The 25,871-nt window shown below is 67.7% G+C and carries 16 protein-coding genes; 3 read left to right on the top strand and 13 right to left on the bottom strand.

Annotation, left to right across the window (positions count from 1 at the left end; all coding sequences use genetic code 11):
* Positions 1–11 precede the first annotated feature (11 nt).
* Both AC2A1N_RS19910 and AC2A1N_RS19905 read left to right on the top strand, forming a co-directional pair.
* A complete protein-coding gene (locus AC2A1N_RS19910; RefSeq protein ID WP_484373242.1) occupies positions 12–1,718 on the top strand; it encodes a PTS fructose transporter subunit IIC in 1,707 nt (568 codons plus the stop codon).
* 14 nt (positions 1,719–1,732) lie between these two features.
* Positions 1,733–2,986, top strand: coding sequence for a carbohydrate porin (locus AC2A1N_RS19905; RefSeq protein WP_484373240.1), 1,254 nt, complete (start codon positions 1,733–1,735; stop codon positions 2,984–2,986).
* Between the two features lie 89 nt (positions 2,987–3,075).
* On the opposite strand, the gene AC2A1N_RS19900 is transcribed toward AC2A1N_RS19905, so the two are convergent.
* The 7 genes from AC2A1N_RS19900 to AC2A1N_RS19870 are packed head-to-tail and all read right to left on the bottom strand — an operon-like array spanning position 3,076 to position 15,112.
* Complete coding sequence (locus AC2A1N_RS19900; RefSeq protein WP_484373238.1) at positions 3,076–3,921, bottom strand: aldose epimerase family protein; 846 nt, start codon at positions 3,919–3,921, stop codon at positions 3,076–3,078.
* Entirely contained in the window at positions 3,911–4,948 is a 1,038-nt protein-coding gene (locus tag AC2A1N_RS19895; protein WP_484373236.1) for a glycoside hydrolase family 43 protein, read from the bottom strand. The genes AC2A1N_RS19900 and AC2A1N_RS19895 overlap by 11 nt, the downstream gene beginning before the upstream one ends.
* Before the next feature lie 16 nt (positions 4,949–4,964).
* Positions 4,965–6,449 (bottom strand): MFS transporter, encoded by a 1,485-nt coding sequence (locus AC2A1N_RS19890; RefSeq protein WP_484373234.1) that lies wholly within the window; start codon positions 6,447–6,449, stop codon positions 4,965–4,967.
* A gap of 59 nt (positions 6,450–6,508) precedes the next feature.
* Positions 6,509–9,208, bottom strand: coding sequence for a glycoside hydrolase family 3 protein (locus AC2A1N_RS19885; protein WP_242892800.1), 2,700 nt, complete (start codon positions 9,206–9,208; stop codon positions 6,509–6,511).
* Complete coding sequence (locus AC2A1N_RS19880; RefSeq protein WP_242892803.1) at positions 9,205–10,899, bottom strand: glycoside hydrolase family 43 protein; 1,695 nt, start codon at positions 10,897–10,899, stop codon at positions 9,205–9,207. Before AC2A1N_RS19880 ends, AC2A1N_RS19885 begins: the two co-directional genes overlap by 4 nt.
* Positions 10,900–10,952: 53 nt before the next feature.
* The gene (locus AC2A1N_RS19875) at positions 10,953–12,941 is read right to left on the bottom strand and encodes a sialate O-acetylesterase (RefSeq protein WP_242892805.1); all 1,989 of its coding nucleotides are present in this window, start codon (positions 12,939–12,941) and stop codon (positions 10,953–10,955) included.
* Positions 12,938–15,112, bottom strand: a complete 2,175-nt coding sequence (locus AC2A1N_RS19870) for an alpha-glucuronidase family glycosyl hydrolase (protein ID WP_242892815.1) — start codon at positions 15,110–15,112, stop codon at positions 12,938–12,940. Before AC2A1N_RS19870 ends, AC2A1N_RS19875 begins: the two co-directional genes overlap by 4 nt.
* A gap of 92 nt (positions 15,113–15,204) precedes the next feature.
* Here AC2A1N_RS19870 and AC2A1N_RS19865 point away from each other — a divergent pair, with 92 nt between their 5' ends.
* A complete protein-coding gene (locus AC2A1N_RS19865) occupies positions 15,205–16,263 on the top strand; it encodes a LacI family DNA-binding transcriptional regulator (protein ID WP_242892818.1) in 1,059 nt (352 codons plus the stop codon).
* 8 nt (positions 16,264–16,271) lie between these two features.
* Here AC2A1N_RS19865 and AC2A1N_RS19860 read toward each other — a convergent pair whose 3' ends face one another.
* From AC2A1N_RS19860 to AC2A1N_RS19835, 6 genes are all read right to left on the bottom strand, one after another.
* On the bottom strand, positions 16,272–18,830 hold the full coding sequence (locus AC2A1N_RS19860; RefSeq protein WP_242892821.1) for a glycoside hydrolase family 3 protein: 2,559 nt from the start codon (positions 18,828–18,830) through the stop codon (positions 16,272–16,274).
* The gene (locus AC2A1N_RS19855) at positions 18,827–20,236 is read right to left on the bottom strand and encodes a sugar porter family MFS transporter (RefSeq protein WP_134968618.1); all 1,410 of its coding nucleotides are present in this window, start codon (positions 20,234–20,236) and stop codon (positions 18,827–18,829) included. Before AC2A1N_RS19855 ends, AC2A1N_RS19860 begins: the two co-directional genes overlap by 4 nt.
* A 31-nt stretch (positions 20,237–20,267) precedes the next feature.
* Complete coding sequence (gene xylA / locus AC2A1N_RS19850) at positions 20,268–21,602, bottom strand: xylose isomerase (RefSeq protein ID WP_072167081.1); 1,335 nt, start codon at positions 21,600–21,602, stop codon at positions 20,268–20,270.
* A gap of 43 nt (positions 21,603–21,645) precedes the next feature.
* Positions 21,646–23,139 (bottom strand): xylulokinase, encoded by a 1,494-nt coding sequence (xylB, locus tag AC2A1N_RS19845; RefSeq protein WP_242892824.1) that lies wholly within the window; start codon positions 23,137–23,139, stop codon positions 21,646–21,648.
* A gap of 164 nt (positions 23,140–23,303) precedes the next feature.
* Positions 23,304–24,836, bottom strand: a complete 1,533-nt coding sequence (locus tag AC2A1N_RS19840) for a tryptophan halogenase family protein (protein ID WP_242892827.1) — start codon at positions 24,834–24,836, stop codon at positions 23,304–23,306.
* Between the two features lie 11 nt (positions 24,837–24,847).
* A complete protein-coding gene (locus AC2A1N_RS19835; protein WP_242892831.1) occupies positions 24,848–25,870 on the bottom strand; it encodes a cupin-like domain-containing protein in 1,023 nt (340 codons plus the stop codon).
* Position 25,871 lies beyond the last annotated feature (1 nt).

The following is a 25,871-nucleotide window of genomic DNA, read 5'->3' as shown; positions in this document are numbered from 1 at the left end:
CAGGAGTTTCCATGCACGCTTCCACCGTAGTCATCGCCGCTGGCGAACGCAGCATCGAGGCGGTACTTGCCGCCGAGGCCCTGCGTCGCGCGGCCCGCCAGCGCGGGCTTGAGCTGATGATCGAAATCCGCAGCGACCAGGGCGTGACCGGCGCGCTGCCCGCCTCGGACGCCGCCTCCGCGACCCAACTGCTGCTGGTGGGCAATGGCGAGGCAGACATCGCACGCTTCGGCAATGCCCGGATCGTGCATGCCAGCCTGGGCGAGGTATTGGACGATCCGGTCGCCGCGCTTGCACCGCTCGCAGCCGCGCCGGCCAGTGTCCCCGCCACCGGGGCTGGCAAGCGCATCGTTGCCGTCACCTCCTGCCCCACCGGCATCGCTCACACCTTCATGGCGGCAGAAGGCCTGCAACAGGCTGCCAAAGCGCTGGGCCATGCGATCCGGGTGGAAACACAGGGCTCGGTCGGCGCGCAGGATGCGTTGAGCGATGAAGAAATCGCCGCCGCCGATGTGGTGCTGATCGCCGCCGACCGCGAAGTCGATCTGGCGCGCTTCGCCGGCAAGCGCCTGTTCAAGAGCGGTACCAAGCCGGCGATCAATGACGGCCAGAACCTGATCCGCAAGGCGCTGGCCGAGGCCGGCGTGCAGGCAGGTACGGCGACTTCAGGCCGCACGACCGAAAAGCCCAGGGCCACCGGTCCTTACAAGCACCTGATGACCGGGGTGTCGTTCATGCTGCCGTTCGTGACAGCCGGCGGCCTGTTGATCGCCCTGGCGTTCGCACTCGGCGGCATCTATGCCTTCGACGACGCACACAAGGGGACGCTGGCCTGGTCGCTGTTCCAGATCGGCGCCAAGTCCGGTTTCATGCTGATGGTGCCGGCGCTGGCCGGCTACATCGCCTACTCCATCGCCGACCGCCCCGGCATCGCGCCCGGCATGATCGGCGGGCTGGTTGCGGTCAACATGGACGCAGGTTTCATCGGCGGCATCCTCGCGGGCTTCATCGCCGGCTATGGCGTGCACTGGATCAACCGTGCGCTGCGCCTGCCGCGCAGCCTGGAAGGCCTCAAGCCGGTGCTGATCCTGCCGGTGCTGGGCACGCTGCTGGTCGGCCTGCTGATGATGTACGTGATCGGCACGCCGGTGGCCGCACTGCTGGCCTGGCTGACCGACTGGCTGCGCGGCATGGAAGGCAGCAGCGCGATCCTGCTCGGTTTGCTGCTGGGCGGCATGATGGCCGTTGACATGGGTGGACCGGTCAACAAGGCGTCCTACGCCTTCTCCACCGCGTTGATCTCCAGCCAGGTGTACACGCCGATGGCGGCGACCATGATCGGCGGCATGACGCCACCGCTGGGCATCGCGCTGGCGACGTGGTTGTTCAGCAACCGCTTCACTGCCGAGGAGCGCGGCACCGCCGGTGCCGCCGGCGTGCTCGGCCTGAGCTTCGTGACCGAGGGGGCTATTCCCTACGCGGCACGCGATCCGCTGCGCACCATTCCTGCGCTGATCCTCGGCTCGGCGGTGGCCGGTGCGATCTCGATGGCCGCAGGCGTCGAGTTGAAGGTGCCGCACGGTGGTGTGTTCGTGCTGCCGATCCCGAACGCAGTCACCCATCTTGGTGTCTACCTGCTGGCGCTGTTGGCCGGCGTGGCGGTCACCGCGATTGCACTGCGCATCCTCAAGAAGCCGGTCACGGCCCCCACCCTGTAAAAGGAACCCCGCCCATGACCTGCCCTTCCTGCCGCCTGGTGCCGGTAGCGATCCTGCTGGCCCTGCCCTCACTGGCCGTAGCTGCCAACGCGAGTGATGTCCTCACTCCCAAACTGGCTTACACCGGCGAGGCGGCCGCCACGCTCGATGGTGGCAAGCGCAGCGGCACCGCCTACGCCGGCCAGCTGATGTTCGGCGCCGATGTTGACCTCGACGCTGCGTTCGGCTGGCGGGGGGCCACGATCAAGGCCTATGGCATCAATCGCCACGGCACCAACCTCGCCAACAGCAGCACCGGCAACAGCACCTCGGTGCAGGAAATCTACGGCGGCCAGGGGACCCGCCTGGCCAACCTGACCCTGGAACAGAAGCTGTTCAACGACCGGCTGGTGCTGGAGGCCGGTCGCAGCGTCGCCAACATCCACCACCTCGGGTCGGAGCTGTGCCAGTACTTCCAGGGCAACTCGGCGTGCGGCAACCCGACCTACGTTTTCCGCACCAGCAACTTCACCTGGTGGCCCGTATCAAGCTGGATGGCCGACGCCACGGCCTGGGTGACGCCCGATGTCTACGTGCGCATCGGTGCCTACCAAGTCGACCCGAGCCAGGCCGAGGATGGCCAGCATGGCCTGAAGTGGAATACGAACCAGGCCACCGGGTGGATCGTGCCCTACACGATCGGCTGGCGCAGCCCTGCTTCGGCACGACTGAAAGCCCGCTACGAACTCGGTGGCTGGCAGGACAACTCGACCTATCGCGATCCGCTGCGCGATGCCAACGGCATTCCCGCGCTGCTCAGTGGCCAGGATTACACGGCACGCCATGGTCGCTCCGGTGCGTTCGCGCGCTTCGAGCAGCAGCTTACCGGCGATGGCAATGGCCGCGGCCTGACTCTTTTCGGCGCGGCGCTCAAGGGTACCTCCGGGCAGCTGATCGAGGATCACTTCCTGCAGGCCGGGCTTGTGCAGAATGGCACGTTCGCCGGCCGGCCGCAGGACAGCATCGGCTTCGTCGTCACCCGGCAGAAGTACAGCGACATCGCGCTGGAGAACCTCCGCCTGGCCCGCGCTGCCGCCGGCGGCAGCGGCACCCCGCACGGAAGCCAGGTGATGATGGAGCTGAGCTATGGCATCCAGCTCACCCCGCAGCTCAGGATTGCACCGAACCTGCACTACATCGTGCATCCGGACCCGTTCAACGAACCTGCGCGGCAGCGGGACCTGCCGAATGCACTGATCGCGGGCATGCGGGTTGACTGGAACCTGTAGCAGATGGCACGTGGTGGTGAGGCGCAGCCCGTGTCAGGCACCAGGGTCCACAACCGGTCCGGGCGGCGTACCGATACTCTGGCCGGGCTTCAGCTGCTGTCCGCCACCCACGCCAGTTCGAACGTCAACGCGAGGCGCTGGCCAGGCTCCAGCCGGTGCGGTGCCAGCGTGAAGCCGTCCGGCGGGCCACTCTGCGGTTCGACACAGGTGGCGTGCGGCGCAGCGTCGTAGACCACCCAGTGGTCGTGGTCCGACCTCAGCCGCAGGCGTTGGCCTTCGCGTACCAGCGTGATGTCACCGTCGGCAACGAAGCAGTCGTCCCAGGGGCCGGTGGTGGGCTCCACGTGAGGCAGCGTGGCAATACCTTCCCTGTCCCGCGGATACATCGCGCGAGGATTGAACAGCAACCGGTCCGGCTTCCTGAACCAGGGGTGCCAGCCCAGCACCGCCGGCATCGCCTGCTCGCCGGCCTGGACCGAAAGGCGCATCTGCAGGGTGTGCCCCTGCAACCGCAGTTCCAGCATGGCAATGCCACCGAAGGGCCAGTAGCTGTCGCGCGGCAGCTGCAGCGACACCTCGGCTGCGGCCGCATCCAGCCGGTCGATCTGCCAGGGTCGCGAGAAGCCCACCCCATGGATGGCATGCCCGTCGAAGTTGAGCGGCAGCCGATGCGGCATGCCGTCAAAACGGAACTGTCCACGGCGGATGCGCCCGGCCCACGGCACCATCGGGTAGCAGCCCCAGGCGATCGCCGCCGCCCCGGTCTCCTGCGCGTCCACCAGCCATTCCACGCCCCGGTAACGCAGGTGCGCGATGCGCCCGCCCGCCGCTGCGGCGAGCGCAACCTCCAGTTCGCCGCATCTCAGCCAGTGCAGCTGACCGGCCGGCAGCGGGGCCAGCGCATCATCCCTCGGCAACATGCGCTCAGGCCCCATAGGGATTGATCGTGCGGATGCTTCCGTCCGGCTCCATGTGCAGCGGCGTGCACTTGGCCGAGCGCAGGTGGGTAATGCCGCCGGACATCAGCGCATCGTGATAGAACAGGTACCACTGTCCCTGGAACTGGCAGATGGAGTGGTGGGTGGTCCAACCGACCACGGGGGTGAGGATCACGCCAGCATAGGTGAACGGCCCGTACGGGCTGTCACCCACGGCGTAGCACAGCTGGTGGGTGTTGCCAGTGGAGTACGACAGGTAGTAGCGACCCTGGTACCTGTGCAGCCACGGGCCTTCGAAGAAGCGGCGCGCATGGTCGTCCGCACGCAGCGGCTGGCCATGCTCATCCAGGATCTGCACTTCGCGGGTGGGTTCGGCCAGCTCGGTCATTCCGGCATCCAGGCGGCCCACGCGCGGGCCCAGGGCCGGCGCGCTGCCCTCGGGTTCCTCGTGCGCTTCGCTGAACTGGTTGTCACGATACTTCTGCAGCTGCCCGCCCCAGATGCCACCGAAGTACAGGTAGTGGCTGCCATCGTCGTCTTCGAACACGGCCGGGTCGATCGAGTACGCGCCCTTGATCGGCTCCGGCTGGGGCACGAACGGGCCCTCCGGTCGCGCACCGATCGCCACGCCGATGCGGAACCGGCCCTCGGCGTCCTTGGCTGGGAAGTAGAGGTAGTAGCGGCCATCGCGGCAGGCAGCGTCGGGGGCCCACATCTGTTTCCGCGCCCAAGGCACGTCGCGCACGTGCAACGCCATGCCGCAATCGACGGCGGTGCCGTTGGGCGTATCCATCTTCAGCACATGGTAATCCTGCATGCCGAAATGGCCGCCTTCGTCGTCGAAGGGCTGGCCACCGTCGATGTCATGCGACGGATAGATGTACAGGCGTCCCTCGAACACGTGCGCCGAAGGGTCGGCCGTGTAGATGTGGGTCACCAGCGGTTGCGAAATGGCGTGTGCGCTGAGCTGCGCAAGACGGGCTTCGCTGGCCTGGCCGTCTTCACCGGCAGAGAGGTCGATCATGGTTGTCATCTTGGCGTTACGCGGAGGCGTCGGCGGAACGGCGACGCAGGTGGAGATCCTGCTCGATGCGGGTTTCCGCGCGCTTGTCGATCCGGTAGAAGAACAGCAGCGCCACGGCGAGCAGGAAAGGAAGGGAGCAGTAGACGCTTACGGTCAAGCGGATGCCCTGCACCACGGCCTCAGGCTGCTGCACCAGGCCTGCCTGGTAGCCGTAGTGGGCAAGGATCGCAGCGACCAGTGCGCCGCCCACGCTAAGGCCGATCTTCAGGCCGCACAGCATCGCCGAGAAGATGATCGCAGTGGCCCGGCGATGGTTCTTCCACTCGGAGTAGTCCGCGACGTCCGCGATCATCGCCCACAGCAGCGGGATGGTGATGCCATAGCAGAAGCCATGCAGCATGAAGGCAGCGAAGGCCACCGCCACGCCCGTGGGTGGAAACAGGTAGAAGGCCAGCAGGAACAGGGTCGAGACAAACAGGGCGCCACCGAAGACATCGCGCTTGCCGAAGCGATCCGCCAGCCGCCGTGATGCACCGATACCCAGGATCATGCAGAGGATGCCGCACGCGTTGAACAGGCTGAACGCCGAGGTGGCCGCGTCCTTCGGCCAGGTGAACGCCGCGAAGCCGGCGCTGGCGAGGGCGCCATTCAATGCACGGATCAGGCCGTTGAAGCCTGAGTTTTCCAGGAAGCCGGCCAGCGCCGCTTCGCTCATGTAGTACTGGAAGTAATAGATGTAGGTGCCGCCTTTCAACGCCAGGTTGATGAACACCAGCACGGTCAGGGCCAGCATCACCTGCCACGGGCGGTTGTGCAGCAGGTCCGACAGGTCCTGCAGTACGCCCCCGGTCTGCTCGCGCGTCGGTACGATGCGCTCGCGGGTGGTGGCGAAGGTGATCAGGAAGAACACCGTGCCGATCACTGCGAAGGCGGTCATGACCTGTTCGAAGCCGCGCACCCGGTCGCCGTCACCCAGGATCAACACCAGCGGCATCAGCAGCACCTGGATGATGAACTGCGCGATCATCACGGCCACGAAGCGGTACGCCGAAAGGCTGTTGCGCTGGGCCATGCTGCCGGTCAGGACGCCGCTCAGCGCCGAGTACGGCAGGTTGTTCGCGGCGTAGACGCAGACCAGCAGCGCGTAGGTGCCCAGTGCATACATCACCTTCCCGCGCTCGCCCAGGTCCGGGGTGCTGAACGCCAGCAGGGACAGGACGCCAAAGGGGATGGCCGTCCACAGGATCCACGGGCGGAAGCGGCCCCAGCGGGTGGACGTTCGGTCCGCCGCAATGCCGATCAACGGCGTGAACACGAACGCACCCAGCAGGCCCACCACGAAGATGATCGTGGCCGCGGTGGCAGCCGGCAGGCGGTAGACGTCGGTGTAGAAGAACGCCAGGTAGGTGATCAGGGTCTGGAAGATCAGGTTGGCGGCGAGATCGCCCAGGCTGTAGCCGAGCTTCTCGCGTACCGATAGCGCGTGTTCAGTGCTTGCCATGCAGCGGACGTCCTTGAAAAGGAATCTGGTCGAAGAGGAACCGATGCCAACGAGGGCGATCAGTCATGGGCGGGCACCACGGTGAACCTGCCCTGCGCACGTATATCGGCACTGGATGCCCCCACCCTGACCTCGTAGGCACCGGGCTGCACCGCGTACGCCGCACGCGCCTCGTCATAGTGGCGCAGGGCCTGCGCCGCCTGCAGGGTGAACGTCACCGTGCGGCGTTCGCCCGGGGCCAGCTGGACGCGCTGGAAGCCACGCAGTTCCTGCACGGCATCGCCGCTGCCGGCGTGTTCGCGCCGCACGTACAGCTGTACCACTTCGTCACCGCTGCGTGTGCCCGCATTGGTCACATCCACCGTCACGCCCAGGCGGCCATCGGCGCCGATGGTGTCCGCATCGAGGCGGAGCGCTCCATAATCGAAGCGCGTGTACGAGAGCCCGTGACCAAACGGGTACAGCGGCGTGCCGCGGAAGTAGCGGTAGGTGCGGCCCTCCATGGCGTAGTCGTCGAATGCCGGCATCACTTCGCCGGCCTTGTAGAAGGTGACCGGCAAGCGACCCGCCGGATTGATGTCGCCGAACAGCGCCTGGCCGACGGCGGTGCCGCCGCGCTGCCCGGGGTACCAGCTCATCAGGATCGCCGGCAGATGCGCCTGCGCCCAGTCCACGGCGATGGCCGAGCCGCCGGTGAGTACCATCACCACCGGCTTGCCGGTAGCGTACAGGGCCTCCAGCAGGGTGCGCTGCGGCTCGGGCAACCGCAGGTCGGTGCGGTCGCCACCGGCAAAGCCCGGATAGTTGACCGTCATCTCTTCGCCTTCGACATCGCCGGTGAGTCCACCAACGAACACCACCACATCGGCCTCGCGTGCGGCGTCGAGCGCTTCATCGAACGGCGCCTTGGCGCCGGGCATGCGCCAGCCCAGGCGCACGCCGGCATCGCGCTGGTCGTCGTAGTACTCTAGTGTCAGCGCATAGGCATGCCCCGCCTGCAGGTCGAGTTCGACACCTTCGGCATGCAGGCGATCCGTGTTCACCCAGTGATCGATCACACGCTTGCCGTCCAGGTACAGGCGGTAGCCATCATCGCCGGCCACCTCCAGCCGGTAACGACCGGACACGGGGGGCAGCAGCTGGCCACTCCAGCGGATGCTGAAGCGGTCGTTGGGAATCCCCTGCCCCGGTGCCGCTTCGCCGCGTGCCAGCAGGTTGTCGGTCGGCGAGCCGCGGTCCCAGCGGAAGCCGATCTGCGCGTCGGTACGTACCAGGGCCGGAGTGCCAGACAGGTCGGGCGTGCGGAAGTACTCGGCGCGCAGGCCGCGCTCGGGCGAGTCCGCCGAGGGCCGCAGGAAGGTCGGCTCGATCAACGGCGTGGCACCGGGATCGTCGCGCCCTTCCACCAGGTCCACGCCGCGGGCATAACGCACTTCAACGCCCTTGGCCGCCTCGCGTATGCCCTGCAGGATGGTGACCGGCGCGGCCGGTGTACCGAAGTAGTTGCCGAGCAGCGCCATGGTGTCGTCGGCGGTGGGTCCAACCACGGCAATGCGCCTGGTGTCGCGCGACAGCGGCAGGACGCCGTCGTTCTTCAGCAACACCAGCGATGCCTGCGCGGCCTTCAGGGCAAGCGCATCATGGGCCGGCGCCTGGTTCACCGAGGCCGGAATGCGCGCCCAGCGCACCCGCTCCGGCGGATCGAACATGCCCAGGCGCATCCGAGCGGTGAACAGGCGGGTCACCGCATCGTCGATCTCCGCTTCGCTGATCAGCCCCTGGCGCACTGCCGCAGGCAGCGTGGCGTACTCCTGGCCGCATTCCAGCTCGGTGCCGTTCCTGACCGCCAGCGCCGCGGCGGCTTCGCGCGTGGCAACGATATGGTGGTGCTTCCAGATGTCGACGATGGCCCAGCAGTCCGAGACCACGTAGCCCTTGAAGCCCCAGTCGCGTCGCAGCACATCACGCAGCAGGAAACGGCTGGCGCTGGCGGACTCGCCGTACACGCGGTTGTAGGCGCCCATGACCGCATCCACTTCGCCTTCCTTCACCAGCGCTTCGAACGCCGGCAGGTAGGTGTCATACAGGTCGCGCCGGCTCGGGCGTGCATCGAAGTGATGGCGGTCGGCCTCCGGGCCGCTGTGCACGGCCAGGTGCTTGGCGGTGGCGTCCAGCTTGCGGTAGACGGGGTCGTCGCCCTGCAGGCCGCGTACGAAGGCCACGCCCATGCGCGCGGTGAGGTACGGATCCTCGCCATAGGTCTCCTGTCCGCGCCCCCAGCGCGGGTCGCGGAAGATGTTGACGTTCGGCGACCAGAAGGTCAGGCCCTGGTAACGGCCATGCGCGCCTTCTCGGAGGAACTGGTGGTGCTTTGCGCGGGCCTCGTCGCTGATGGTCGTGGCCACCTGCCCCATCAACGGTACATCGAAGGTCGCGGCCAGGCCGATTGCCTGCGGAAACACCGTGGCCTGGCCCGCCCGTGCGACGCCATGCAACCCCTCATTCCACCAGTCGTAGGCGGGCACTCCCAGCCGTTCGATTGCCGGTGCAGCATTCTGCATCTGCGCGGCCTTCTCTTCCAGGGTCATCTGCGCGACGAGTGCGGCGGCCCGTTGCTCGAAGCTTGTAGAGGCATCCAGCCAGGGCCGTGGCGCGGCCGCGGACGCGGACGCCGCGGCCGCCACGCAGGTGAGGACGAACAGGGTGGCCCGGCCACGCCACGTACGGCGGCGGGCCCTGGATGAAATCGACAGTCTCATTTGCTTCTCCCGGTGCGCTCGTCGCGCGCGAAGGGACCCAGCAGTGCGCCCACGAAGCCGCCTGCCCGGTCCGTACTCAGAACGGTGCCGTCCACGTCGCCCGCGAGCAGTTGCCAGCCCTGCCCGTCGCCGGTGTCGAACCAGAACGCGTAGTCGCCCTCGTTGCCGGCAATCTTCAGGCGCAGTGCTGCAGACGCCGGCACGTCATGGCTGGCCAGCGTGCGCGTGCTGCCACCCCCGTCACGCGCTTCGAGGAAGAGCGAGAGGCGCCCCCCGCCAAGGTCACGAACGCCGAGGAAGTACCAGTACGCCTCGCTCTGGAACGCCGCCAGACCGGCGGCGACACCGGGGGCTGGCGGGGTCATCGCGGTGCTCGCCTCGAAGCGCAGATGCTGCTGGCGGCGGCCGAGAAATGCCGGATTGCGCAACGTGTCCAGATCCTCGGCAAGCGGGTGCACGGCCAGCATGCCCGGGCGCTTGTGCAGGTCAGCCCAGGCATGCCTGGGCACGCGCACGCGCAGCCACTGGCGATCGAGCGCTGGGCCATCAAAATTGTCGCGCGCCACGAAATTGCCGGTCGACGGGGCCTGCGATGCCTCGCCCTGCATCCATGACGGCGCCTTGGCCACGTAGGGAATGGCCTGATCGGTCGGCAGGATCTGCGGCCAGCCATCCTGCCATCGCACCGGCAACAGGTAGGTCTCGCGCCCGGTGTTGTAGTGGCGCGTCTGATAGTTGCGGCTGGCCAGGAACACCGCCCACCACGAGCCATCCGGGCCTTCGACCAGGTCGGCGTGGCCGGCATTGGTGATCGGCAGCGGACGGTCGTCCGGCAGCTCGCGCTGGGTCAGGATCGGATTGCCCGCATAGGGAACGTAGGGTCCCCACACCGCGCGGCTACGCAGCACCACCTGTGAATGCTGCGGCCCGGTACCTCCTTCAGCGTCGGACAGGTAATACCAGCCCTCCCGCTTGTAGATGTGCGGTCCCTCGATCCAGATCGGATTCTTCGCCGGCTCCACGCCTCCATCAACCAGCACCCGGCGTGGCCCGACCGGCTTGAATGCCGGCAGATCGATCTGCTGCATCCAGATGGCGCGGTGCCCGTCGTAGCGCGGCGGACCGGGCGGTGCATCGTTGTTGACCAGGTACACCTTGCCGTCGTCGTCGAAGAACAGTGACGGGTCGATGCCATCGATGCCGGGCAGCCAGTGCGGATCGGACCACGGACCGGCCGGATCGCGCGCGGTGGCGATGAAGTTGCCACCACTGTCGGTGGCGGTGGTGACGACGTAGAAGGTACCGTCGTGGTACTCGATGGTCGGCGCGAAGATGCCGCGCGACACGCTCAGCCCGTCGAAATCCAGCTGCGTGGGGCGGTCAATCACGTTGCCGATCTGCTTCCAGTGCACCAGGTCGGCACTCTCGAACACCGGAATGCCCGGGAAGTAGGTGAAGCTGGAATTGACCAGATAGAACCGGCCGTTCGCGCGCACGATGCTGGGATCGGCATGGAAGCCGGCCAGGACCGGATTGCGGTAGTGCCCGGCCGGCAGCGGCACTTCAAACGCCTGGTCATTGCCGCGGTACTCGAACCAGTCGAAGTACACCGGCGGAGCGTCCGGCGGCGCGCTGGCCCGGGCGGCTGCGGCCGACAGCAGGAACACTGCCGCCAGCAGCTTGCGCGCCATGGATCTCAGGCGGGCCCTGTCGCGGGCCACAGGGGACTGCGTGGACAACGTCATCATCGTCGGGCCTCGGCTTCGGCAATGGGAAGTTCGAACGGGCCGGCCGGCGCCCCGCTGCGATCGCGCAGCGTGCACACCGGGCCATCGGCCCAGCAGTAGCGGACATGCGTTGCGCGCGTCGACAGCGGGCCTCGCAGCAGGATCCGGCGTGCATCCAGTTCGGCGTCGGCGTACTCGCAGTGGCGCGCATGGCCCCTGGCCTCGCACAGTTCAAAGCCGATCGGACGCAGCGCACCGGTTGCGGTGAGCGCGCCTTCGACATCCTCGAACGCAATGGCGACGGCCGTGGGCGTCCGCACGGCCGTGACCGCCCGCGGACCTGACGGTGCCAGATCCTGCTCGCCGTACACCACGTAGCGGGCCACGCGCGCCAGGCGGCGCCCGAGCTCCTGCTTGTTCGGCGGGTGGATGTCGTAGGCATCGCCGATGTCGATGGCGATGGCGAGCCCGCTCTGCGCGTCCTCGGCGGCGACGCGCCGCTGCGCCTCGCGCACCTGCGCCCAACCGCTGTCGGCGGGCGCAACCGGCGGCTGGCCATAGCTGGCCAGCTGCGCGAACAGCAGTGGCGTGCGCGCACCGAACTGACGCCGCCAATCGTCGCGCAGCGCACGCAACCGCGCCGCGTACGCCGCGCCATCACCGGTGTTCGATTCACCCTGGTACCACAGCATGCCGCGCAGCCCGAAAGCGCCGAGCGGTGCGATCATTCCGTTGTACAGCGTCGACAGCCCGGTGGCGGCCTGCCAGGGGGCGAATGGCGGCGCCTGTTGGCTCGGCGCCACCCGGTACTTCCACGGACCCTGCAGTGCCACCCGCTCACCGTTGTCGAACTGCAGGCCGTATGCCGTGGTGGGGCCAGCCAGGCCGCCTTCACCGTAGGTGTCCAGCACGTTGACCGCAATGCTGTTGGACCCTGCTTTCAGCAGGCCGCCGGGCAACGGGTAGCGCCTCTGGCCGGAGCCGTACTGGCTGCCCACGGACACGCCGTTCACCCAGGTCACGTCCACCTCGTCGGCCGATGCCAGCTCCAGGGTCGCGCCGCGTGCAGCCTGTTCAGCGCTCAGCACCACCTGCGTGCGATACCAGACCATGCCGTTGTAGTCGGCAAGCGCGGGCACGTTCCACCGCTCCCACGCCCCCAGCGCGGCCGGTGCGCGTGACCAGCCGCCGTCATCGGTGTCCGCGCGCCAAGGTTCGTCGCCGGGCAGCGCGCCGTCACGCATGGCCCACCAGTGCTGCCAGTAGCGGCCCCAGGCTGCGCGTGCCTCCAGCGGATCACGCGCAGACCGCGCGAGGATATCGAGGGGCTCGTCCAGGCCGCCCTGCTCTCGCAGTGCACCCACGCTGGTCCAGGCCTCGATCCGCGAGCCGCCCCACGCCGCCTCGATCAGCCCCATCGGCACGTCGACGGTGCGCTGCAGTTCGCGCGCGAAGTAGAAGCAGGTGGCGGAGAAATCGCGCACCGTATCAGGCGTTGCCGATGTCCAGGCAGTGCTGCCGTTGAAGCTCTCCTGTGCCTGCACGGCGGCGTGCTGCGGCACGGTGAACAGCCGGATCCGTGGCATCGTGGCTGCGGCGATCTCGCTGGCTGCGTTGAGCGAGCGCCACACCGGCAGTTCCATGTTCGACTGGCCCGAGCACAGCCACACGTCGCCGACCAGCACGTCGCGCGCCATCTCTCGACGTGTCCCGGCGTTTACCTCCAGCGTATGCGGACCGCCCGCGGCCACCGGGGGCAGCGTCGCCTGCCAGCCGCCTGCGGCATCCGCCCGGGTGCTTACCGCCTGCCCGGCAAACGTCACGGAAACCGCCTGCCCGGGGCCTGCGTGCCCCCAGACCGCAATGGGCCGGTCGCGCTGCAGGACGGCGTGATCCCTGAACAGGGGATGCAGCAGGCCCGCCACTTCCCGCGCCGAGGCCGGCATCGCCACCACTAGCGCGGCCATCATCAACAGCGCACACCCGACTGCTCCGAACCTGCTCATCGGCCATCTCCCGGTGCGAACGGAAACTGCAACGTCTGGTAGTACGACAACGGATGCGGCGGCGGCTGTTCGCCGGCGGGCAGCGGCCGGCCACTGAGCGACTGGAAGTACGCCACGCTGGCGTCACGCCACCATTGCGCTTCGTCGTGCTGGATCTGCAGGAACGCCGCGACGTGCCGATGCCGCTGCGGATCGATCCGGTCGCGCAGGCCGGCCCAGGTCGCCTGCATCGAGTGCACCTGGCGCACGCCGCGCGAATAGCGCCCGACCAGTTCCTCCCAGAGCGTCCTGCCCGAGCGCATGCGGCGTTCCCACGGCACATGATGGAACCACAACAGCAGTGACTCGGGCACGCGCTCGGGGTCGCCATAGACCTCGGCCACCTGCGGCGCGTACTGGCCCACGGCGTTGCTTCCGCTGGCGCTGCGGTCAAAGCCGATGCCCTGGCTATCTGCGCGGTGGTAGTAGACCGACGTCCAGTCCGCACGCGGGCCGCCGTCCACCCAGGGGCCGGGGCCGTAGTGATGGCCGCGTGCCATGAGGTGATGCAGGCCCAGCGGCGTCATGTAATCCACTGCCGCCTCGCGCGAGTCCATCATCATCCGCACGATCGGGCCGGTCACCTGCGGGTCGGTCGAGAACGTCAGCGCTGCCCAGTCTTCGGCAATCGCGCGCGCGGATTGCTGCGGGTTCCAGGCCAGTCGGCCAAAGGCGTACCAGTTGGCCTGGTCGAAGTGCGAGCCACTCCAGGTACGGTCCATGCCGATGTTGGCGACGCCGGCGATACCGGTCAGTGCGTGGCCCTCCAGCGAACCATCGACCACGCGGGCAACCGTGGAGCCTTCGCCACGGGCATGGGTGTCGGCCTGCAGCACTTCTTCGTAGAGCGTTCCCAGGTACACCAGGTGCGTCGCAAAACCCAGGTACTCCTTGGTGATCTGCAGCTCCATCATCAGCGGCGTGCGCGGCATCGCGCCAAACAAGGGGTGGAACGGCTCGCGCGGCTGGAAGTCGATGGGGCCGTTCTTCACCTGCACGATCACGTTGGGGCGGAAGGCGCCGTCCAGCCCGACAAACTCGCTGTATGCCTGCTTGGCGCGATCTTCGGGAACCTCGTGCGAGTACACGAAGGCCCGCCACATGACCACGCCGTTGTAGGGCGTCAGCGCGTCGGCCAGCAGGTTGGCGCCGTCGGCATGGGAACGACCGTAATCCTGCGGGCCGGGTTGCCCCTCCGAGTTCGCCTTGACCAGGAAGCCGCCGAAATCCGGTATGTGCGCATGGATCTCATCGACCTTGTCGCGCCACCAGCGCCGCACGCCTGGATCCAACGGGTCAGCCGTCGCCAGGCCGCCGAGCTCGATGGGCGCACTGAAGCGTGCGCTCAGGTAGACCCGGATGCCATAGGGGCGGAACAGGTCGGCCAGCGCGGCGGCCTTGGCCAGATAGGCCGGCGACAGGCTCAGCGCACTGGCGTTGACATTGTTGAGGACGGTGCCGTTGATGCCGAGCGAAGCGTTGGCACGGGCGTAGTCGGTGTAGCGCGGGTCACGCCATTGCGGCAACGTCTGCCAGTCCCACAGCGAGCTGCCTGCATAGCCACGCTCGACGTAGCGGTCCAGGTTGTCCCAATGGTCGAGCACACGCAGTGCGACCCGCGGCGACTCCCGCACGTTCAGCCCCCGCAGCGGCATGCCACGCTGCAACAGGCGCAGCAGGTGGAACGTGCCATACAGCACGCCGACATCCCGGCGTGCGGCCACCAGCAGCACATCGCGCCCCTCGGTCCGGACCTGCCGGATCAGGAAGCCCTCGTCGCCCAACGTGGCGATCTCGTTGTCGAACGCGGCAACCAGCACCGAAGACTGCGGCGTACCCAGCACCAGGGCATGGTCAGTAGTGATTGCCGTTCGCATTGGCGGCGCCGTTCCCAGCAATCCAGAAAGGCTCCGCGCAAGCTCGTCGCGGGTGGCGCGCTGCATCGGCGTGCCATCCGGGGCCACCACTTCGGCCAGTTGCCGCCGGTAATCGGCAGCAACCGTTGCGGCAACCGGCTGGTAGCGCATCCACAGCGCATAGCCATCCTCCGACCGTGCCCCGCCAGCACAGGCCAGCAGTGCGACCACGGCCAACAGGCGCGTGCCGACAGCACGCAACAACGGCGTTAACATGCGCCTTTGTAGACTACGTCCGGGCCCGGGGCAGCGCATCATCGTCCTTCGCACCCGCGCGGCAGCGCCACCAAGAACAAAGGGATCGTGCATTGGACAAGCCGAAGAAATCGGTTCGCCGCAGAACCGCTGGCGTGACGATCGACGAGGTTGCGGCCCTTGCCGGCGTTTCGCCGATGACCGTGTCGCGGGTGATCAACCAGGGCAAGGTGCGCGACGTCACCCGCGAGCGCGTGCTGCGCGCCGTGCGTGAGCTGGGCTATACGCCCAATCTTGCCGCCAGTTCGCTGGCCGCCGCACAGCACACGCGCATTGCGCTGATCTACACCAACCCCAGCGGCGCCTACCTGCGCGAACTGCTGGTGGGCCTGCTGCGCGTCGCCTCCAGTTCCGCCATCCAGCTGGTCATCGACTACTGGGACAACCTGGATGCCGAATCCGAACGCAGGGCGGCGCGCGCGCTCGCCGGACGCGTCGACGGGGTGATCCTGCCGCCGCCCCTTTGCGAATCGCAGGCCGCCGTAAGCGAACTGGTCAAGGCTGGCATTCCGGTGGTAGCCATCGCATCGGGGCGCCTGAGCGAGGCCCTGTCCTGCGTCCGCATCGACGATTTCAGTGCCGGCAAGGAAATGACCGATCACCTGCTCCGGCAGGGACACACCCGCATCGGTTTCATCCGTGGGCGCGATGACCTGAGCGCAAGTGCGCTCCGCTACGACGGCTTCGTCACCGCCCTGCGCGAGGCCGGGCTGGCGGTGGAACCCAGCCTGGTCCAGCACGGTGACTACACCTACCGATCCGGCCTGGCTGCGGCCGAAAAGCTGTTGTCCCAACGCCGGCCACCGACCGCGATTTTCGCCAGCAACGACGACATGGGCGCTGCCGCCATATCCGTCGCGCACCGACGCGGGCTGGAAGTGCCGCGCGACCTGTCGGTCGTGGGATTCGATGACACCTCGGCCGCCACTACCGTGTGGCCGGAACTGACCACGATCCACCAGCCCATCGCCTCGATGGCCAACGCGGCCGTCGACATCCTGCTGCGCACCATCCGCCGTCCGGCGGGGGACGCAACGGTGCTGCGCGATCATGTGATGCCGCATCGGCTGATCGCACGCGGTTCGGTCGCCGCGCCGCCCCGTGCGCGGTAGCGCAGGCCTCATGCTCCGCATCCGAGAGTGACCTCGGCTTCGTTCAGCGCACCCAGCGCGACGCGTGACACGGAGATCGTCATCGCATCGCCCGTCGCCACCGACCACGGTCGGTCGATCGCGTCCAGCTTGGCGCCCGCCTTGGCCAGGCACTTCAGCGGCACGCCGACACGCTTCCACTGGCCCTGTGGAAGCGCCGCCAGCGCCGGCCCGATGGCGATGCGCGCCGAGCAGCCCACGCCGCAACCGACCGACAGCCACGCATCACCCTTCGGGGCTGCGTCCACCCGCAGCGTGGTCAGCAGCATCAGGTCGCCGTTGGATTCGCGCTGCAGGTCCAGCGTCGTGTGCGACTGCAGTGCCGCGACGGCTTCGCCATTGCCCGACCAGGCCAGGCGTCGCCCATCCTCCTGCGCCAGATGATCCACGCCGGTGATCTTCAGCCGATCATCGGGCAATGCATCCGGCACGCGGGTCACGCTCAGGCCCTGGCCAGCAGCATCCTCGAGCCGCAGCGCCATGCCAGGACCCGCGTCACCGCGCGCAAAGAACACGCCGGTCGCGCCCTCGTTGCCGGTCACGCCCGATGCCTCCGGCAGCGCGTCCAGGTCGCCGTTGTCGGCGTAGGTCAGGCCGAAGCCGAACGCAAACAATGGATCGTAGTCCTTCTGGCCGACGTTGTTGGCGTATTGGGTGGCAGTGCGCGGCCAGCTGAAACTGAGCTTGCCCTTGAAATCGTACTGCACGCGGCCATCGCTTCCGCGCAGCAGCACATCGGCAATCCCGGCGCCTTCCGAACCCGGCAGCCACGCAGCCACGAAGGCATCGGCGGCATTGATTTCCCGGTTCACCCAGAGCGGCCGCCCGCTCAGGAAGACCGCGACAACCGGTATGCCATCGGCCTTGAGCCGCTTGAGCAGCGCCAGGTCCGTTTCGTTGCCGGGCTTGTAGGCCAGCGTCGGCCGGTCTCCCTGGAACTCGGCATAGGGGTCCTCGCCAAACACCACCACCGCCACATCGGGCTTCACTGCGTAGCGACCGTCGACGGAAAGAACGGCTTCACCCCCCGCCGCGCTGGCCTGGCGCGCGATGCCCTCGTAGATCGTGTCCGCATTGGGGAAGTCCTTGCGGGTGGTGCCGGTGCCCTGCCAGTTGAGCGTCCAGCCGCCGGCCTGCTTGCCGACATCGTCGGCACCGTCGCCGGCCACGAGGATCCGCTGCTTCGGTGACAGCGGCAGGAGGCCGTTCTGATTCTTCAGCAGGACCAGCGATTCGCGCACGGCCTGCCGGGCAACCGCGCGATGTGCCGGCGCGCCGATCAGTGCGAACTGCCCGCCGACGGCCCGCGTGGATGGCCTGCGGGCCTCGAACAGCCCAAGGCGGAACTTGACCCGCAGGATCCGGCGCACCGCATCGTCCAGGCGTTGCGGCGTGATCCGCCCATCCTTTACCGCAGCCAGCGTCGTCCCGTAGAAACCCTTCCAGCTGTCCGAGGCCATCGCCATGTCCAGGCCCGCGATGATGGTGGCCGGGCAGTCTGTGGTGGTGCAGCCCTTGACCTGTCCATGACCATTCCAGTCACCCACCACGAAGCCACCGAAGTTCATGCGGCCCTTGAGTACATCGGTAAGGTAGTGCCGGTGCCCATGCATCTTTTCACCGTTGACGCTGTTGAACGACGCCATCGCGGTCTGCGCGCCGGCGGCGATTGCCGGCGGATATCCGGCGGCGTGGATGCGCACCAGGTCTGACTCGCTGATGCGGGTGTCGCCCTGGTCCTTGCCGTCAGTGGTGCCGCCATCGCCCAGGAAGTGCTTCACCGAGGCGATCACATGGCGGCCATCGAGGAACTCCGGCGTTCCCACCTTGCCCTGCAGCCCCTCCACCATGGCGGCGGCATAGCTGGCCACCACGTCCGGCGATTCGGAGTAGCCTTCGTAGGTGCGTCCCCAGCGATCATCCTGGGGTACGGCAACGGTCGGCGCGAACGTCCATTCCATGCCGGTGACGCGGGTCTCCAGCGCGGTGATGCCACCGATCTGCCGCAGCAGCTCCGGATTGCGCGTGGCGCCCAGCCCGATATTGTGGGGGAACAACGTGGCGCCAATGATGTTGCTCTGCCCGTGCACGGCATCGATGCCAAACAGCAGCGGAATGGCCTTGCCGCCTTTCGAGGTATCCATCGAGGCGTCGTAGAAGGCGTCGGCCAGCGCCAGCCATTCGGCCGGCGACGCGTCATAGCGGCCACCGGGATCGGAGTTGCCCCCGGCCAGGATCGAGCCGAGCCGGTAGCGGCGCACATCATCTGGAGTGACGCTGGCGATGTCGCCCTGCACCAGCTGGCCAACCTTGTCTTCCACCGTCATGCCGGCCATCAGGTCGGTGATGCGCTTCTCCAGCGCCGGGTCCGCAGCCAGCGGCCAGGTGACCTCCGGCCAGGGATCCTTGTCGGTGGCTACGGCGGCGGCAGCCCGGTCCTGGCCGCGGCAGCCGAGCAATCCCAGCATCAGTGCGGCGACCAGCGCGCCGCTGCGGATTACGAAGGTCTGCGATGTCATGGCGCTCATCCTTCCATCTGCTCCAGTTCCTTGCCCTTGGTCTCGTGCACATGTCGGACGACGAAGATCACCGAGATCACGGCAGCGACCAGGTAGATGCCGTAGGTGGCTGCCAGCCCTGCCGCGGCCAGCAGCATCGGGAACGTCACCGTGACCACGAAGTTGGAGGTCCACTGCGCCGCGCCGGCGACTGCCAGTGCCGAACCGCGGATCTGGTTCGGGAACATCTCGCCCAGCATCACCCACATCACCGGCCCCCAGGACAGATTGAAGAACACGACGTAGGCATTGGCCGCCACCAGCGCCAGCGTGCCCATGCGGCCGGGCAGCTGCAGATGCCCGTCGGCCAGCGAACCGCTGGCAAACGCCACCACCACCAGAGCAAGCGACAGCGACATCCCGGCCGAGCCGAACCACAGCAAGGGCTTGCGGCCGATCCGGTCGATCAGCAGCACGGTGACCACGCAGGCGCCGATGCTCAGCGCGCCGGACAGCACGTTGATCAGCAGCGCGTCGTTCTCGGAAAAGCCGACCGCCTGCCACAGCACGGCGCCGTAGTAGAACACCACGTTGATGCCGACCAGCTGCTGGAAGCAGGCCAGCCCGACGCCGACCCACACAATCGGGCGGATCCGCCCGGTCGCCCGGCTCTTCAGATCGGACAGGCGCGGGCGATGATGGTCGTTGGACAGCGAGGCATCGATCTCCTCGAGCGTGGCCCTGGCCTTGTCGCTGCCCAGCAGCCGGGTCAGTACCCGCAGGGCGTCGTCCTTGCGCCGTTTCACCACCAGGTAGCGCGGGCTCTCCGGAATGGTCAGCAACAGCAGCAGGAACACCAGTGATGGCGCGGCCTGCATCCAGAACATCCAGCGCCAGGCGGCCTGCCCACCCCACAGCGGTTCGGTCGACGCGCCCGCTGCAGCCGCCAGCAGGTAGTTGGACAGGAACGCGGCGGTGAGCCCGGTGATGATCGCGATCTGCTGCACCGTAGCCAGGCGGCCGCGGTAACGGGCCGGAGCGACCTCGGCAATGTAGGCCGGCGAGATCACGCTGGCTGCGCCGACCGCGAATCCACCCACCACCCGCGCCGCAATGAACCAACCCGAGGAGACCGCCGCCCCGGCACCGAGTGCCGACAGCAGGAACATCACTGCCGACAGGATCAACACGTTGCGACGGCCCAGGCGGTCGGCCAGCCGGCCTGCACTGAACGCGCCCACCGCACAGCCCAGCAGCATCGACGCGATCTCGAAGCCCTGCATCCACTCGCCGGACCGGAACGCCTGGTGCAGGCCATCCTGGGTGCCGTTGATCACACCGCTGTCGAAGCCGAACAGAAAACCGCCAATCGTCGCTACCACGCTGATCAGTACGATCAGTCGTGTGTTCTCACCGCTGCCTGCTGCCTGGTTCATCCCCGTCCCCTTGAATGCACCGTTGCCGCGCTCAGCGCAGCAGGTACTGGTTGAGCAGGTTTTCGTAACGCTCCTGCTTGCCGCTGGCCTGGCGCGGTTCGCCGAGGCGGGCGGCCAGTGCCGCCAGGTCCGGCAGGCTGAGCGTGCCACGCTCGAAATCCTGGCCGGCGCCGGAATCGAAGCTGGCGTAGCGCTGCGCACGCCATTGCTCCCACGGCGACTCGGTCAGCAGTGCATGGGCAACCTCCAGCCCGCGTGCGAACGCATCCATGCCGCCGATATGGGCAATGAACAGATCCTCCAGGTCGGTCGACTCACGGCGCACCTTCGCATCGAAGTTCAACCCGCCCTCCAGCCCGCCCTGACGCAGCACGACCAGCATTGCGCCCACGGTGTCGTACAGATCGCTGGGGAACTGGTCGGTGTCCCAACCGTTCTGTGCGTTGCCGCGGTTGGCATCGATGCTGCCGAGCAGGCCATGATCGGACGCGACCTGCAGGTCGTGCTCGAAGGTATGGCCGGACAACGTGGCGTGGTTGGCCTCGATGTTGAGCTTGAAGTCCTTGTCCAGCCCGTGTTCCTTCAGGAAGCCCACCACCGTGGCACTGTCGAAGTCGTACTGGTGCTTCATCGGCTCCATCGGCTTGGGCTCGATCAGGAAGTTGCCCTTCAGCCCGATGCTGCGGCCATAGTCGCGTGCCATGGTCAGGAAGCGCGCGAAATGCTCGATCTCCCGCTTCATCTGGGTATTGGCCAGCGACGCATAGCCTTCGCGCCCGCCCCAGAACACGTAGTGCTCGCCACCGAGTTCGACCGTGGCCTCCAGGGCGGCCTTGACCTGCACGGCTGCACGCGCGACCACCGCGAAGTCGGGATTGGTCGATGCGCCGTTCATGTAGCGCGGGTGCGAGAACAGGTTGGCCGTGCCCCACAGCAGCTTGACGCCAGTGGCCTCCTGGCGTGCCTTGGCCAGGCCCACCATGTGCGAGAGGTTCTTCTGGTACTGGCCGATGTCGTCGGCATCCGGCGCCAGGTCGATATCGTGGAAGCACCAGTACGGCACCCCCAGCTTGGTGAAGAACTCGAACGCCGCGTCCACCTTTGCTTCTGCCGTGGCCAGTGGCGAGGCGGCCTCCCACGGGAACTGCCGGGTGCCCGGGCCGAACGGATCGTGCCCGGCATTGCAGAAGGTGTGCCAGTAGCACACGGCGAAGCGCAGATGCTCCTGCATGGTCTTGCCACCGATGACCCGGCTGGCATCGTAGACCTTGAAGGCAAGCGGATTGTCCGAGCCCTTGCCCTCGAACGGAATGCGGCCGACGCCGGGGAAGTATTCCTTGGCGCCGATGAAGGGCTGCGTGCTCATGGTGCGTGCTCCTGTCGTTGTACGGGGTGTCGTGAAGGAGCCATCAACCGCGCTGCAGCGGCGTGATGGCATCAAGATGACTGAGGAAGCGTGCGTAGGCCCGTGCATAGGCATCGCTGCGATCCGGATCCGGGCGCGCGGACAGCGCGGGGTCGACGCTGACGTGCCGTGCGGTGATGTCGCTGATCGAAGTGGCGTCTCCCTGCGCCCGGGCGAGCGCCCACAACGCCTGCAGCGCCGCTCCAAACGCCGCACCCTCGGCCTGCACCGGGACCTCCACCGGCAGGCCGAATACATCGGCCACCAGCTGACGCCAGGCAGCGCTGTTGCTGCCGCCGCCGGTGAGCACGATGCGATCGAACTGCATGCCCGCGCGGACGAAGGCGTCGTAGCCGTACTTCAGGCTGTAGGTCGCCCCCTCCATGGCGGCGCGGTAGAGATGCGCCGGGGTGAAATTGGCGATATCCAGGCCCGCCAGCACGCCCTTGCCGAGCGGCAGGTCAGGGGTACGTTCGCCATTGAGGAACGGCAGCATCACCAGGCCCCCTGCCCCCGGCGGCGTTGCGCGAAGATGCGCGTCGCCGTCGCGGGTGCTGAAACCGAAGGCGCTGGCCACGCGTTCGGTGGCCACGGTGCAGTTCATGGTGCAGATCAGCGGCAGCCAGCCCCCCGTGGACGAGCAGAACGCCGCCCACGCGCCATCCGGATCGATCACCGGCGAGCCGGAATACGCAAACAGCGTTCCGGAGGTTCCCAGGCTCATCGCCAGCCGCCCTTCCGTGACGCAGCCGGTGCCGATCGCCGCCATCATGTTGTCGCCGCCACCAACGGCCACCTTCACCTCCGCTGCAAGCCCGAGCGCGGCCGCGGCCTCCGGCGCGATATCGAACAGGGCATCGGGCGCAGCGATCAGCGGCAGGCAGGCAGCAAGATCACGATCAGGATCGGTGGCGCGCAGCAGTTCCTGCGACCAGGTGCGCGTGCGCACGTCCAGCCAGCCGGTGCCGGACGCATCGCCAAGCTCGCAGAACCGCTGCCCGGTCAACACGAAATTCAGGTAGTCGTGTGGCAGCAGGATGGTCGCCAGCCGCGCATAGGCGTCGGCACGGTGGGTGCGGGTCCAGGGCAGCTTGGAGGCCGTGTAGCCGGCCAGGATCGGGTTGCCCGCCAGCGCGATGGTTCGTTGGAACCCGCCCACGGCGTCCATGATCTGGATGCATTCGGCCGAGGTGCTGGTGTCGCACCACAGCTTGGCCGGTGCCAGTACCTCGCCAGCATCGTCAACTGGCACGAACCCATGCTGCTGGCCCGATACCGCCAGTGCGACGATGCGCGCGCGCAGCGAGGGATCGATCCGGGCAAAGCAGTCGCGCAGGGCCGACACCCAGTCGGCAGGCGCCTGTTCACGGCTGCCATCGGCACCGCTGTCCAGCGCGAGCGGCGCGCTGGCCGAGGCCACCACCGCCTGCTTCCGCGGGTCATAGACCAGCACCTTCAGGCTCTGCGTCCCTGCATCGATCCCTGCAACCAGACCCATCGAAACCGCCTCCGATCAAAAAAGGTAGCGCTAACATTCCGTGGACTCAAAAAGGGGGCGTGGTGTCCGGCCCCCCTCGTTGCCACCGCGTGCGTCATCGCCCGCGGTGTTGCCGCACTGTAACCAGCTGCAGCGGAAAAAGCGTGCTGCAACGCAAAACCCTGCTACGCGCTTGCTGCCGTCGAACGCCACACGTCCACGCCGGACCTGCAGTACTGCGCGATGAACTCCGCCTGCGCCGGCATCTGCGCGGCGGCCTGCTGCACAGGCCGTTGGATGCCCTTCAACAAGGTGCGCAGATCGGCATCACTCACGGCCCGCGCCAGCGGGTGCGCAGGACCGGGCGCGATGCCCTGCCCGAGCAGCACGCTGGTCCAGGATTCGACGCGGAACAGCTCGCCGGGGTCCTGCCACGCATGCGCACGCTCGCGCCACGCCTGCAGCCGCTGCTGCAGCGACTCCGGCACGCGCATCTCGCGACAGGCCTTCCACATCGGTTCGCTGCGCTGCGTGGCGTGGTAGTGCAGGATGATGAAGTCGCGCACATGCTCCATTTCCTGGCGGCTGACATCGTTGTACAGCTGCACCAGCGACGCACTGATGCCGTCGAACGGGAACAGCTGGATCAGGCGCACTACCGCGCTGATCGTCAGATGGATGCTGGTCGACTCCAGCGGTTCGATGAAGCCGCTGGCCAGCCCGAGCGACACCACGTTCCTGTTCCAGGCCTTCAGCCGGCGTCCACTGCGGAACGGCACCTTCCATGGATCGCGCAAGGGTGGAGCCCCGGCGTCGCGCAGCAGTTTCGCGGCGGCCTCGTCATCGGACAGATGGCGGCTGTCATACACCAGCCCGCAGCCAACGCGGTGCTGCAGCGCGATGTGCCAGCGCCACCCCGCCTCGTGGGCGATCGCCCGGGTATAGGGCACCGGCGGCGCCACCGCTTCGGTCTGCACCGCCACGGCCCGGTCGCACGGCAGCCATTCGTGCCAGTCCTCGTAGCCGGTGCCCAGTGCCTGCTCGATCAGCAGGCCGCGGAAGCCGGTGCAGTCGATGAACAGATCGCCCTCGATCATCTGGCCGTCGTCCAGCACCAGCGCCTGCACCGAACCGTCGTGCGCGTGCTGCCTGACCTGGGCGATCCGGCCTTCGATCCGGCGCAGGCCGTGGGCCTCGGCCCTGCCGCGCAGGAACCGCGCATACAGCCCGGCATCGAAGTGATACGCATAGCTGGCCTGCGGCTGGGTGTGCAGCGAGAAGCGGTCGCCACGCGAGGCGATGCTCTCCAGGCAGAAGTCGCCCAGGTCCGAGGGCATGCCGCGGCGCAGGCTGTCCAGCCAGAAGTGATGGAAGGGGGCCGCCCAGGTGCCATGGCCGATGGTGCCGAACGGATGGAAGAAGCGATCGCCCGGCAGCCGCCAGTTCTCGAACGAGATCGACAGCTTGAAGGTGCCTGCCACCGCGCGCAGGAACTCCTGCTCGTCGATCTGCAGGAAGCGGTGGAAGGTGCGGATCGGCGGCACAGTGGACTCACCGACACCGACCGTGCCGATCTGCTCGGACTCGACCAGCGTGATCTGCAGCTGGTCACGGAACTGGTGCGCAAGCGCGCAGCCGGCCAGCCAACCCGCCGTACCGCCACCGGCAATGACCACCTTGCGGATGCGCCCTGAAGGCGTGCTCTGGGTATCCAACATGGTGCCCTCTCTCAACGGTTGAGCCTGCCCAGCAGCATCGCGCGCATGCGGCGGGCGCGCTGCTCGTCGAACGGTGCCAGATCCCCGCGCGCGGCGTCAGGCAGGTGCTGCCCCGCGCGCTCGCCAGGGCCGAATGCGTAGTAGCGGAAGAGCCCTTCCCAGGCCTGCTTTTCGCGCGCTGGCAGATCACGCACGGACCACATCGCGTGGTGCAGCGCCGCCAGCGCGGATCCCAGCCAGGCCGGCGAGCTTCGCCACCAGTAGTTCACCAGCACGTTGAACGGTTCCAGGCTGCGTACATGGTGCCACCACATGCTGGGAATGAAGATCGCATCGCCGGGCCCAAGCACCGCGCGGCGCGCGTGCGCCAGCGCCTCGCGGAAACGTGGATGCCGATCGAAGTCGGGCTGTTCGAAGTCCACCACGCTGACCACCTGTCCCCCCGGCGTGGGATCGAGCGGGCCCGGATACAGATTGTCGATCTGGTCGGGCGGGAACAGGGTGAACTCGCGCTGCCCCACCGCGCAGCAGGCGAGGTTGTCGGGTGTGTCGAAATGGCACGAGGCCGTCACCCGGTTGCCGATCCAGATGCTGGCGGTGGCGTCGATGCCCTGCTTCGCCAGACCGGCGTCGTTGGCCTGCGCGAATGCCGGCAGCAGTGCCCGCGCGATCGGCAGCGAGGCCACGTAGTAGGTTGGCGGTTGCGGTGCATGCAGCGTCATGGCGATCTCTTCCAGCACCTGGGCCAGCCCACCGCGCCGCACTTCGAAGTTCAACCGGGTGAAGTCCGCGCTGTAGAACGGGCGCCCCCCGATCTCGGCGCCGCCGAACGAGTACTGGATGGGCGCACCCGCATCGACGCTGCACAGGTATGCCATTGCGTCCTGCACCCCGCCCAGCCCGGCCTGGACCAGTGGCCAATCGGTGGCGATGCCACGCAGTACGACCGGCTCACCGGCCTCCACCAGGGCAGCCAGTGGCAGGGCGGCAGGATCGATGCCTTCCAGGATCCGCATCGGCAGGCTGGCGTGCACC

It is taken from the genome of Stenotrophomonas maltophilia group sp. SKK55 (assembly GCF_057179845.1).
This window is presented reverse-complemented; position numbering and strand designations above follow the sequence as displayed.

What these genes read in the sequence shown, in the direction of transcription:
- AC2A1N_RS19840 (WP_242892827.1), bottom strand. Translation starts at nt 24,836, where the DNA reads ATGTTGGATACCCAGAGCACGCCTTCAGGGCGCATCCGCAAGGTGGTC.
- AC2A1N_RS19870 (WP_242892815.1), bottom strand. Translation starts at nt 15,112, where the DNA reads ATGTTAACGCCGTTGTTGCGTGCTGTCGGCACGCGCCTGTTGGCCGTG.
- AC2A1N_RS19900 (WP_484373238.1), bottom strand. Translation starts at nt 3,921, where the DNA reads ATGGGGCCTGAGCGCATGTTGCCGAGGGATGATGCGCTGGCCCCGCTG.
- AC2A1N_RS19875 (WP_242892805.1), bottom strand. Translation starts at nt 12,941, where the DNA reads ATGAGCAGGTTCGGAGCAGTCGGGTGTGCGCTGTTGATGATGGCCGCG.
- AC2A1N_RS19905 (WP_484373240.1), top strand. Translation starts at nt 1,733, where the DNA reads ATGACCTGCCCTTCCTGCCGCCTGGTGCCGGTAGCGATCCTGCTGGCC.
- AC2A1N_RS19885 (WP_242892800.1), bottom strand. Translation starts at nt 9,208, where the DNA reads ATGAGACTGTCGATTTCATCCAGGGCCCGCCGCCGTACGTGGCGTGGC.
- AC2A1N_RS19910 (WP_484373242.1), top strand. Translation starts at nt 12, where the DNA reads ATGCACGCTTCCACCGTAGTCATCGCCGCTGGCGAACGCAGCATCGAG.
- xylB (WP_242892824.1), bottom strand. Translation starts at nt 23,139, where the DNA reads ATGGGTCTGGTTGCAGGGATCGATGCAGGGACGCAGAGCCTGAAGGTG.
- AC2A1N_RS19855 (WP_134968618.1), bottom strand. Translation starts at nt 20,236, where the DNA reads ATGAACCAGGCAGCAGGCAGCGGTGAGAACACACGACTGATCGTACTG.
- AC2A1N_RS19860 (WP_242892821.1), bottom strand. Translation starts at nt 18,830, where the DNA reads ATGAGCGCCATGACATCGCAGACCTTCGTAATCCGCAGCGGCGCGCTG.
- AC2A1N_RS19890 (WP_484373234.1), bottom strand. Translation starts at nt 6,449, where the DNA reads ATGGCAAGCACTGAACACGCGCTATCGGTACGCGAGAAGCTCGGCTAC.
- AC2A1N_RS19880 (WP_242892803.1), bottom strand. Translation starts at nt 10,899, where the DNA reads ATGGCGCGCAAGCTGCTGGCGGCAGTGTTCCTGCTGTCGGCCGCAGCC.
- xylA (WP_072167081.1), bottom strand. Translation starts at nt 21,602, where the DNA reads ATGAGCACGCAGCCCTTCATCGGCGCCAAGGAATACTTCCCCGGCGTC.
- AC2A1N_RS19895 (WP_484373236.1), bottom strand. Translation starts at nt 4,948, where the DNA reads ATGATCGACCTCTCTGCCGGTGAAGACGGCCAGGCCAGCGAAGCCCGT.